The sequence below is a fragment of the Gluconacetobacter diazotrophicus PA1 5 genome (assembly GCF_000021325.1).
GTDB lineage: Bacteria > Pseudomonadota > Alphaproteobacteria > Acetobacterales > Acetobacteraceae > Gluconacetobacter > Gluconacetobacter diazotrophicus.
In genome coordinates, this window is record NC_011365.1 from 710,031 (window position 1) to 720,391 (window position 10,361).

General features: G+C 71.0%; 8 protein-coding genes. 7 read left to right on the forward strand and 1 reads right to left on the reverse strand.

Translation table 11 applies throughout. The annotated features are described in order from the left end of the window. Positions 1–7 precede the first annotated feature (7 nt). Together GDIA_RS03105 and GDIA_RS03110 are read left to right on the forward strand one after the other, a co-directional pair. Positions 8–454, forward strand: coding sequence for a DUF1489 family protein (locus tag GDIA_RS03105; protein WP_012226350.1), 447 nt, complete (start codon positions 8–10; stop codon positions 452–454). An 85-nt stretch (positions 455–539) separates the two neighbouring features. After that, complete coding sequence (locus GDIA_RS03110; protein ID WP_144880110.1) at positions 540–1,823, forward strand: lytic transglycosylase domain-containing protein; 1,284 nt, start codon at positions 540–542, stop codon at positions 1,821–1,823. A gap of 22 nt (positions 1,824–1,845) precedes the next feature. Here the strand turns inward: GDIA_RS03110 and GDIA_RS03115 are convergent, their stop codons facing one another. After that, the gene (locus tag GDIA_RS03115) at positions 1,846–3,753 is read right to left on the reverse strand and encodes a glycoside hydrolase family 3 C-terminal domain-containing protein (protein WP_157864123.1); all 1,908 of its coding nucleotides are present in this window, start codon (positions 3,751–3,753) and stop codon (positions 1,846–1,848) included. Positions 3,754–3,990: 237 nt separating this feature from the next. On the opposite strand from GDIA_RS03115, the gene GDIA_RS03120 reads away from it, so the two are divergent. The 5 genes from GDIA_RS03120 to holA all read left to right on the forward strand — a co-directional run bounded on the left by GDIA_RS03120 (position 3,991) and on the right by holA (position 10,284). Beyond that, complete coding sequence (locus GDIA_RS03120; protein ID WP_012553256.1) at positions 3,991–5,148, forward strand: MFS transporter; 1,158 nt, start codon at positions 3,991–3,993, stop codon at positions 5,146–5,148. Positions 5,149–5,309: 161 nt separating this feature from the next. Next, on the forward strand, positions 5,310–5,837 hold the full coding sequence (locus tag GDIA_RS03125) for a DUF3576 domain-containing protein (RefSeq protein WP_012226358.1): 528 nt from the start codon (positions 5,310–5,312) through the stop codon (positions 5,835–5,837). Between the two features lie 88 nt (positions 5,838–5,925). Further along, entirely contained in the window at positions 5,926–8,541 is a 2,616-nt protein-coding gene (leuS, locus tag GDIA_RS03130) for a leucine--tRNA ligase (RefSeq protein ID WP_012553257.1), read from the forward strand. A gap of 4 nt (positions 8,542–8,545) precedes the next feature. Further along, on the forward strand, positions 8,546–9,274 hold the full coding sequence (locus GDIA_RS03135) for an LPS assembly lipoprotein LptE (protein ID WP_012226362.1): 729 nt from the start codon (positions 8,546–8,548) through the stop codon (positions 9,272–9,274). Then, complete coding sequence (gene holA / locus GDIA_RS03140) at positions 9,271–10,284, forward strand: DNA polymerase III subunit delta (protein WP_012226364.1); 1,014 nt, start codon at positions 9,271–9,273, stop codon at positions 10,282–10,284. The genes GDIA_RS03135 and holA overlap by 4 nt, the downstream gene beginning before the upstream one ends. Positions 10,285–10,361 lie beyond the last annotated feature (77 nt).

The following is a 10,361-nucleotide window of genomic DNA, read 5'->3' on the forward strand; positions in this document are numbered from 1 at the left end:
CGATCCCATGTTGCACATGGTCAAGCTGGCGGTCGGAATCGCATCGATCGACGACCTGGCGCATCGTCAGCGCACGATGATGGAGGGCGCCGGAGATGGGCTGGACGGCACGCACGCCGACGGACGGCCCTGGCTGCGTACCCGCATGTATCCCCGCCGGGCAGAAGAAATTCTGCAGGGCGGTTCGCTCTACCGGGTCATCGGCGGCATGATCCTGTGCCGGCAGCGCATCGCTGATATCCGCCCGGACGTGCGCGAAGACGGGGCGGCCTGCGCGCTGGTAGTGCTGGCCCCCGCGATCGTCCCGGTCGTCCCGCGCCCGATGCGCCCCTTCCAGGGCTGGCGCTACCTGCGCCCGGCCGACGCCCCGCCCGATCTGGGCGCGGGCGGCGGCGACGCCACGGCGCTGCCCGAAGCGCTGCGGCGGGACTTGGCGGGGCTGTGCCTGATCTAGACGCCGCTGGCGAAGTCCCGGGAAATCAATACTCTGCGCAGGAGAGCGATTGCGCGGACTCATGAAAATGGGGCAACATGGCATCATGACCCGACGTCTGACGCCACCGGACGATGCCGCCCCACCCGCCGCGCGCCGGCCGCACGGCGGATACGGCGTCGTGATCGGCCTGTCGCTGCTGGGCGCGGCCGCGACGCTGGCGGCCTGCAGCACCGCGCCCGGGTCACGCTATTCGCGCTATTATGCCCGCAACGGCGCCTACCGCGCCCCCGGCCCGGCCGAGGACCCATGGGGCCCGTACATCGCCGAGGCCTCGGGCCGCTTCGCGGTGCCGCAGGAATGGATCCGCGCCGTCATCCAGCAGGAATCGGGCGGCCATGAATACCTGGACGGCCAGCCGATCACTTCCTCCGCCGGGGCGATGGGCCTGATGCAGTTGATGCCGCAGACCTATGCCGACATGCAGGACCAGAACACGCTCGGCCCCGACCCGTACGAACCGCACGACAATATCCTGGCCGGCACCGCCTATATCCGGCAGATGTACGACCGCTACGGCGCACCGGGATTCCTGGCGGCCTACAACGCCGGACCGCAGCGGCTGGACGATTATCTGCAGACCGGGCGGTCGCTGCCGAACGAGACGGTCAATTACCTGGCCTCGGTCACACCCAACCTGGGCAGCACCATCCCCCTCAGCGGCCCGCTGGCGGCCTATGGCACCGGCACGCAGATGGTCTCGGCCACACCGACGCCCCTGCCGGTGGCCATGGCATCCGCCGCACGGCCGGCCGGCCCCCGGCTGCCGGTCGTCGTCACGCCCACGATCGCCAACCCGACCGGCGGCCAGCCGATCCAGTACGCGGCCTATGTCCCGCCGCGCCCCCGTGCCGCGCGCTGCGCGCAGGACCCCAACGCGGCCTACGACCCCGACGCGCCCTGCCTGCCCATGGTCAGCGGCCCGCCGCAACCTCTGCCGCCCCCGGCACCGGTGCTGCCGGCAGTCGTCACCGCCGCCACGATGCCGCCGGCCCCGTCCCGGATGGCGCCCATCGTTCCCGCGATCATTCATATTCCGCTCTCGGGCCGTGCCCTGCCGCCTGACGGCGTGAATTACGGCCAATGGGCCATCCAGGTCGGCGCCTTCACTTCGGAGGGCCAGGCCCGCTTCGCCAACACGATGGCCCGCCAGGCCGCGTTCAACGCCCTGAATGGTGCCCGCGGCGTCGTGCAGCCCATCCCGTCGCCCGGCGGTCACGCCGTCTATCGCGCGCGGCTGGCCGGCCTGGCGCAGAACAGCGCGGCCACGGCCTGCACCACCCTGCGGCAGCAGGGACTGGCATGCATGATCGTCCGGCCGGGGCATTAGGTTTCCCCGGATTCTTCTACCCTTATTCGCTTTCGCTGTCGGGCAGCGCTCCGGGCACGTGCAGTTCCGGCAGGTGAACCATGGCCTGGCGGACCAGGTTGGCCGAATGCGCCCCCAGCGAAAGCGCATAATCGCCGGCCGGCACCACCCATTCCAGCGTGGCGGGGTGCCACTGTCCCAGCAGATGCGCGTCGATGCCCAGCGACAGGCGCGCCGCCTGCCCCGGTTCCAGTTGCACGACGCGCCAGCCCACCAGCCGCTTCGGCGCGTCACCCACCCCGGCGGGCAGGTCCAGATAGACCTGCGGCACGTCGCGGCCCGCGCCGCTGCCGGAATTGGTCACGCCGAAGGACACGACCAGCCGCGTCCCGTCCCGCGTCACCCGCAGGTCGCTGTATGAAAACCGCGCGCGGACCGACAGCCCGTAGCCGAACGGAAACAGCGGCGCGACATGCGCGCGGTCGAACGCCTTGTAGCCCGACAGGCTGACCTGCGCCGGCACCTGCCCGCCCGTGAAGGTCGCGGGCAGCCGCCCGGCGAAATCCCGCTGACCGGTCAGCAGCGCCGCCAGCGCGGCCTCGCCCCCGCCGCGCCAGGACCAGGCCTGAACCACACCGTCGACCAGGTCCAGCCACGGCATGGGCCGGTCCGGATCGTCCGACAGCAGCACGACCACCACATGGCCGCCGCTGCCCGCGATGGCGGCGATCAGCCGGTCATCCTGCGGCCCCTCGGAAAAAACCACGATCCGATCCGCCCGCGCGACATCGGCGGGCGAGTGCCCGCCCCCCGGCGAATCGGCAGCCAGCCGCGCCGCCTGCCCCGTGCGGCCCAGGGCCTCCACCAGCGCGCGGGCCGCGTCGTGCGCGGCACCCGCGCCCACGATCAGGACCGGGCCATCGGCGGTGGCGCCGCCCGTGGTCGCCAGCGGCAGCACATCGTTTTCGTTCCGCAGCAGGACGGCGCCCTCCGCCAGTTCCTCCTCCGCCAGCGGATCGTGCGGCGGCTGGACCGTACCCAGCGCACCGAAGGGCGGCGGGCGGTCGATCACGCCGGCCTGGTCCAGCGGCAGCAGGATATGCGCGATCATCCGGTCCAGCGTGGCGGGCTGCACCGCGCCGCCGCTCACCGCCTGCCGCAAGACCACGGCGAACAGGGTGTCCGTCGCCGGCGATCCCTCCAGGTCCACGCCGGCGGCCAGCGTCGCCAGCAGGAAAGGCTGGCGCGCCATGCCGTCGCCCGCGACCTCGCGGTCCGCCAGCTCGGCGATCATGCCGGCGAAATGCCAGCCATCGCGGATCGTCCGCCTCATCCCGTCCATGTCGCCGCAGGGATGAGCGTCGGCGATCGCCGTCCGGCACAGGATTCCGGCGCCCCGGGCCTGTTCCATCGCCAGGTACAGGCCCAGCAGCCGGTCGGCGCGCGTGGCGCCGGGGCCGGCGACGCCCTTGCCGCCGAACAGCGGCAGCACATGGCCCGCCAGCAGCCCGGAGGCGGCGCCCCCCATCACCCGGCCGCTCAGCAACGGGTCTTCGCCATCGCGCGTCCGCCCGGTCGGCACCGGCCCGACGCCCCCCATCGGCACGATGGCCCGCCCGGCCGCGCGAACCGCATGCGCGTGCGCCAGCCCGGCCCGCCGCGCCAGATCCGTGTCCCATGTCGCCATCAGCGCCAACGGCGACGGCAGGCCCGGCCCGTCGCCCAGCGCCATGCGCAACGCGGGCAGGCCCACGCGCGGAACCCCCGGCAGGGTGACGATCATGGGGCCGCCGCCCTGCGCCGGGGTCATTTCGGCCTGGACCAGGGCCAGCTTTTCCGCCGGCGTCAGGCGCGCCACCATCGACGCGATTCGCGTCCCCCGGTCCACCGCGCCGGCCCGCGACACGGACTGCATGACCGGCAGGATCGACGCGACGCCCAGGGCCGCCACGACCAGGCGCGTCCTTCGCCTTCGGGAATCCGTCCGCACCGTCAATCCCATCCCCCCTGCCCCTGCGCCGCGATCCGGGCGCCATGACACGTCAACGCCCCATGTGGCGGAAACGTCGCGAGACACCGCCTTCGATCACGGCGCCGCATGATGTCTCTTTTCAAGCAGGCCGGAACAGGGAAGAAGGGATTTTGCATCTCCATTGCGTGATGGCCATCTTTTTTGGAATCCCCCCTCGTGCCCCTGCCCCTTCTCGCGCTCGCGCTCGCCTCGTTCGGAATCGGAACGACCGAATTCGTCATCATGGGGTTGCTGCCCCAGCTGGCCGACAATCTGGGCGTGTCGATCCCCGCCGCCGGGCAACTCGTCTCGGGCTATGCGCTGGGGGTGACGGTGGGGGCGCCGATCGTGGCGGTCGCGACCGCGCCCCTGCGCCGCAAGACCGCCCTGCTGGTCCTGATGGCCATGTTCATCGTCGGTAATTTCTGCTGCGCCGTCGCGCCCACCTACCTGCTGCTGATGGCGGCGCGGGTCATGACCGCCTTCTGTCACGGGGCCTTCTTCGGCACCGCGGCCATCGTGGCGGCCGACCTGGTTCCGCGCAACAAGCGGGCGCAGGCCCTGTCCCTGGTGTTCGCCGGCCTGACCCTGGCCAACGTGTTCGGCGTCCCGTTCGGCACCGCGCTGGGCCAATGGGCGGGGTGGCGCGCGACCTTCTGGGCGGTCTGCGCCATCGGGGTCGTGGCGCTGCTGGCCATCGTCGTGCTGGTGCCGGGCGGGGACGACCACGCCCCGGCCCGCGTGCTGGCGGAACTGCGCGTGCTGCGCCGGCGGCAGGTCCTGCTGACCATGCTGATCTCGACCATGTGCTCCGCCAGCCTGTTCAGCGTCTTTACCTACATCACCCCGCTGCTGCAGATCCGGGCCGGCCTGTCGCCGCAGATGGTCACGGTGGCGCTGCTGCTGTTCGGGGCGGGCATCACCATCGGCAACCTGGCCGGCGGCCGCCTGGCGGACTGGGTGCTGCTGCCTTCGGTCATCATGGCGCTGGTGGCGTCGATCGTGGTGCTGGTGGCGTTCGTCGAAACCAGCCATTTCGCCGTCGCCTCCATGGCCACGCTGTTCCTGTGGGGCATCATCGTGTTCGCGCTGGTCCCGCCCCTGCAATATCGCGTCGTGCAGCAGGCGGCCGAGGCCCCGAACATGGCCTCGACCCTCAACCAGGGCGCCTTCAACCTGGGCAACGCGGTGGGGGCGTGGATCGGCGGGCTGGTCGTGTCCTCGCCCTGGTCCTATGGCGCGCTGCCGGTCGTGGGCGCGGTGCTGGCGCTGGCGGCGCTGCTGCTGGTCCTGTGGGCGCAGGCCGCCGAACGCGGTACGGTGGCCGCACGCTAGAGAAAATGTCCTGCCGACTTGGCGGGGCTGGCAGGCCGGGATATGAAGACGGCATCGAAACCGGCTGGAACCTGGCCCGACCGCCGGCCCCGGCCGGGCGGGAAACACCACGACGGCCGGTCCATCAGCGGGACCATACACAAGGGGACCACAGGGGCATCATGACCGTTCGACCGCCATCCGCCATCCGCCGTTCCCTTTCGTCGCGGGCGCGCCTGCTGCCCGCGCTGGCCCTTTCCCCCATGCTCGCCGTCCTGGCCGCGTGCGGCAGTTCGCCGCACAGCGCCGACGCCGGGCTGGCCATGCCGAAGAACCACCTGCTGAGCGAGGATCGTTCGGCCAGCGGCGGCGACGACCAGATCGGCAACAGCGGCGTGAACGCCTATCTGTGGCGCGGCGCGATCGACACCCTGTCCTTCATGCCGTTCGCCTCGGCCGACGCGGTGGGGGGGGTGATCCTGACCGACTGGTACACGCCGCCCGCGACCAAGAACGAACGCTTCAAGATCACGGCCTATGTGCTGTCGCGCAACCTGCGGTCCGACGCCATCCGCGTGTCAGTCTTCCGCCAGGCCTTCACCGACGGCCAGTGGACCGACACCCCGGTCGCGCCGAACACGGTTTCGGACATCACGTCCCGCATCCTGACCCGGGCGCGGCAGCTTCGCGCCGACAGCGGCGGCCACTGACCCGCGCCGCCCCGGCGCGGCCCGCTTCCCTGCATCGATCGATCAGGGCCCCCATAGACGATCGGGCCACGTGCCCCGGACCATGATCATGACCGAGAATTCCCCCGCCCCCTATGATTTCCGCACGGCCGAGCCGCACTGGCAGGCCGAATGGGACCGGGCGGGGGCTTTCGACGTGCCCGACGTGCCCCCCGCCGACCGCCCGAAATATTACGTGCTGGAGATGTTCCCCTACCCGTCGGGGCAGCTTCATATGGGCCATGTCCGCAACTATACGCTGGGCGACGTGGTGGCTCGGTACAAGCGGGCCCGCGGCCATTCGGTGCTGCACCCGATGGGCTGGGACGCGTTCGGCCTGCCGGCGGAAAACGCGGCGCGCGAACGCGGCGTGCACCCGCAGGCCTGGACCCTGGACAACATCGCCGCCATGCGCGCGACGCTGAAGCGCCTGGGCTTCTCGTTCAACTGGGACCGCGAGATCGCGACCTGCCTGCCGGACTATTACGGCAAGCAGCAGAAGCTGTTCCTGGACATGCTGGGGGCCGGCCTGGTCGAACGCCGCGAAAGCTGGGTGAACTGGGACCCGGTGGACCATACGGTGCTGGCGAACGAACAGGTGGTGGACGGCCGCGGCTGGCGGTCCGGCGCGCTGATCGAAAAGAAGCAGCTTTCGCAGTGGTTCCTGCGCATCACCAAATTCGCGCCCGACCTGCTGGACGGGCTGTCGCACCTGCCCCGCTGGCCCGAGCGGGTACGGACGATGCAGGAACGCTGGATCGGCCGGTCGGTCGGCGCGCGGGTGCGTTTTGCCCTGCATGCCCCGCCCGAGGGTTTCGACACCGACCTCGATTCGGTCGAGGTCTTCACCACGCGGCCGGATACGCTGTTCGGCATGGCCTTCCTCGCCGTCGCGGCGGACCACCCGCTGGCGGCCAAGGTGGCGCAGGACAATCCCGCCGCCGCCGCGTTCATCGCCGAATGCCGCCGCCTGGGCACGTCCGAGGAAGCGATCGAAACGGCGGAAAAGCGCGGTTTCGATACCGGGTTGCGGGTATCGCATCCCTTCCTGCCGGATCGCAGCTTCCCGGTCTGGATCGCCAATTTCGTGCTGATGGATTACGGCACGGGCGCGATCTTCGGCTGCCCCTGCGGTGACCAGCGCGACCTGGATTTCGCCAATGCCTATCACCTGCCGTTCCAGCCGGTGATCCTGCCGCCCGGCGAGGACGCCACGACCTTCACCATTACCGGCAAGGCGTGGGACGGTGACGGCACGCTGTTCAATTCCGGCTTCCTCGACGGGCTGGATTCGGCCACCGCGAAGGCCGAGGCGATCACCCGGCTGGAAGGCATGGGCGTCGGCCGGGGCGTGGTGAACTGGCGCCTGCGCGACTGGGGCATCTCGCGCCAGCGGTACTGGGGCTGCCCGATCCCGGTGATCCATTGCGCGTCCTGCGGCGCGGTGCCGGTGCCCGACGACCAGTTGCCCGTGGTGCTGCCCGAGGACGTGACGTTCGACCGTCCCGGCAATCCGCTGGACCATCATCCGACCTGGAAGCACGTCGCCTGCCCGCGTTGCGGCGCCGCCGCCACGCGTGAAACCGATACGTTCGACACGTTCGTGGACAGTTCGTGGTACTTCGCCCGCTTCACCGCGCCGCACGCGGCAGCGCCGACCGTGCGCCCGGCGGCGGACGGCTGGCTGCCGGTCGACCAGTATATCGGCGGCATCGAACACGCGATCCTGCATCTGCTCTATGCCCGCTTCTTCACCCGGGCGATGCGCGAAACCGGGCATGTCGGGCTGGACGAGCCGTTCGACGGCCTGTTCACCCAGGGCATGGTGAACCACGAGAGCTATCGCGACGCGGCGGGCCAGTGGCTGTATCCCGAGGAAGTCGACCGCCGTGCCGATGGCGCGGTCAGCCGCGATACCGGCGCCCCGGTGACGATCGGCCGCGTCGAGAAAATGTCCAAGTCCAAGCGCAACACCGTAGCGCCGGTCGCGATCATCGAACGGTTCGGCGCCGATACCGCACGCTGGTTCGTGCTGTCGGACAGCCCGCCGGAACGCGACATGGAATGGACCGAGGCCGGCGTGGCCGGCGCCGCGCGCTTCCTGCAGCGGCTGTACCGGACCGTGCGCACCGTCGCCGAATCCGTGCAGCCCGTGGCGGAAGCCGCCGCCACGCCCACGGAAGCCGCCGATACGCTGCGCCGGGCCACCCACCGCGCCATCGCCGCCGTGACCGACGCGCTGGAAAGCTTCGCGATCAACGTCGCGGTGGCCCGCCTGCACGAACTGACGACCGCGCTGGCGGAGTCCGAACGCGCGTCAGGCGACGACGGCATGGATTTCGCCCGGCGCGAGGCCGCGCTGACCCTGTGCCTGCTGGCCGCCCCGATGGTGCCGCACCAGGCCGAGGACATGCTGGCCCTGCTGGAGCCCGGACAATCCCCCGCCGTCAGCCGCCCGTGGCCGGTCGCCGAGCCCGAACTGCTGGTCGCCCGCCAGGTCACGATCGCGGTTCAGATCATGGGCAAGCTGCGCGGCACGGTCGCGGCCCCGCCCGACGCCCCGGCGGATGCGGTCATCGCCCTGGCGGAAACGGAGACCAACGTCGCCCGGCTGCTGGAGGGCAAGCGCATCGTCAAGCGCATCCACGTGCCCAACCGCATCGTCAATTTCGTGATCGCGGGCTGACCCGATGACCGCCCCGCCGCGCCGCGCCGTCCTTGGGGCCCTGTTGCTGGCCGGGTCGCTGTCCCTGGGCGGATGCGGCTTCCAGCCCCTCTATGGCGGCAAGGGTGCCGGCGGCAGCGCCGCGGACAACATTCCCGACGAGCTTCGGCAGGTCTATGTCGCGAGCATTCCGGAACGGTACGGCCAGGAATTGCGGCTGTTCCTGCAGCAGGACCTGGCCGGTGCCGGCCCCGAGGACCCGACCGGCTATACGCTGCGCGTCAATTCCTATGTGATGAACGAAGCGATCGACATCCATTCGGACAACACCAGCGGGCGTACCCGCGCCACGGGCCACGCGCACTGGATGCTGTATACCGTCGCCCCCAACCCCGTCCTTCTGACCCAGGGCGACGCCCAGACCGTGGACGGCGAGAACGAGTCTTTCGAGCAGTATTTCGCCCAGAACCTGAACCAGGCCACGCTCGGCCGGCGCGTGGCCGACACGATCGCCGAGCGCATCACCCAGCAGCTCGCGGTATGGTTCCGCAGCCATACCACGCCCGCCCAGCGGGTCGTCGCCCCGCAGCCGACCTATATCGACCCGAACGTCATGCCCAATGCCAGCAACGAGATGCCACGCCAGTCGGTCGGCGAGGACGGCATGCCGGGCATGGCCATCGGACGTTCGCTGCCCAACCCGTCCGGCGCGTCGGAGACCGAGCCCGCCAACGGGACCCTGATCAACCAGTGAAGATCGACGCGCGCTCGGTCGCCCGCATCCTGCGTGAACCCGGGGCGCTGCGCGTCATCCTGCTGCACGGCGACGATTCCGGCCTGATCCGCGAACGCGCCCGTCTGGCCGCGACCGCCATCGCCCCGAACCTGGACGACCCGTTCCGCGTCGCCGTGCTGGACCGCGACGCGGCGGACCGGCTGGACGAGGAGATCTTCGCGCTATCCCTTGCCGGCGGCCGCCGCGTCGTCTGGGTCCGCGACGGCGGGGACAGCCTGACGGCCCCGCTGAAGGCCAGCCTGGCCCGGCCATCGGATACGCTGGTGATCGTCGAGGCCCCGGGCCTGGCCTCGCGCGCGCGCCTGCGCGCGCTGGCCGAGGCGCAGGCCGATTGCGCCGCCATCGCCTGCTACCCCGAGGAAGGCCGCGCGCTGGAAGCCTCGATCCGCCAGATGCTGGCGGAAGAGGACATTCGCATCGATCCCGACGCCCTGTCCTGGTTCGCCGGCCTGCTGGGACCGAACCGGGCCGCGACACGAGGCGAGGTCGAGAAGCTCGCCCTCTATGCCGGGCGGGGCGGCCAGCTCTCGCTGGACGACGTGCGGATGTGCATCGGGGACGCGGCGGGCGTGTCGCTGGAAGACGCGGCCTTCGCCGCGACAGCGGGCGACCGGGCCGGCGCGGATATCGCGATCGAGCGCGCGCTGGCCGAGGGCACCAGCCCGATCGCGGTCGCCCGGTCGCTGCTGTCGCACCTGCACCGGCTGCGGCGCGCGCGAATCGCCATGGATGGCGGCCAGAGCCGCGCCGACGCCATGCGCGGCCTGCGCCCGCCCGTCTTCTTCAAGCGGACCGATGCCTTCGGCCAGGCCCTTTCCCTGTGGACGGCCGCCCGCCTGATGGAGGCCGCCGAACAGACCCAGCGCCTGGAACTGGAGTGCAAGCAGACCGGCGCCCCGGACCTCGCGCTCTGCCGCCGCCATATCGCGCGCCTGGCCGCGACCGCGATGGCGGGGCGCCGCCGGTGACCTGCGCGCTTGCCCGAACCGTCCCGCTCGGCTAGAAGCGTCGTGTGTGTCCGCGTAGCTCAGCAGGATAGAGCACA

Coding starts and splice junctions, on each gene's coding strand:
- leuS (WP_012553257.1), top strand. CDS start 5,926: ATGACCGAGAATTCCCCCGCCCCCTATGATTTCCGCACGGCCGAGCCG.
- GDIA_RS03105 (WP_012226350.1), top strand. CDS start 8: ATGTTGCACATGGTCAAGCTGGCGGTCGGAATCGCATCGATCGACGAC.
- GDIA_RS03125 (WP_012226358.1), top strand. CDS start 5,310: ATGACCGTTCGACCGCCATCCGCCATCCGCCGTTCCCTTTCGTCGCGG.
- GDIA_RS03110 (WP_144880110.1), top strand. CDS start 540: ATGACCCGACGTCTGACGCCACCGGACGATGCCGCCCCACCCGCCGCG.
- GDIA_RS03135 (WP_012226362.1), top strand. CDS start 8,546: ATGACCGCCCCGCCGCGCCGCGCCGTCCTTGGGGCCCTGTTGCTGGCC.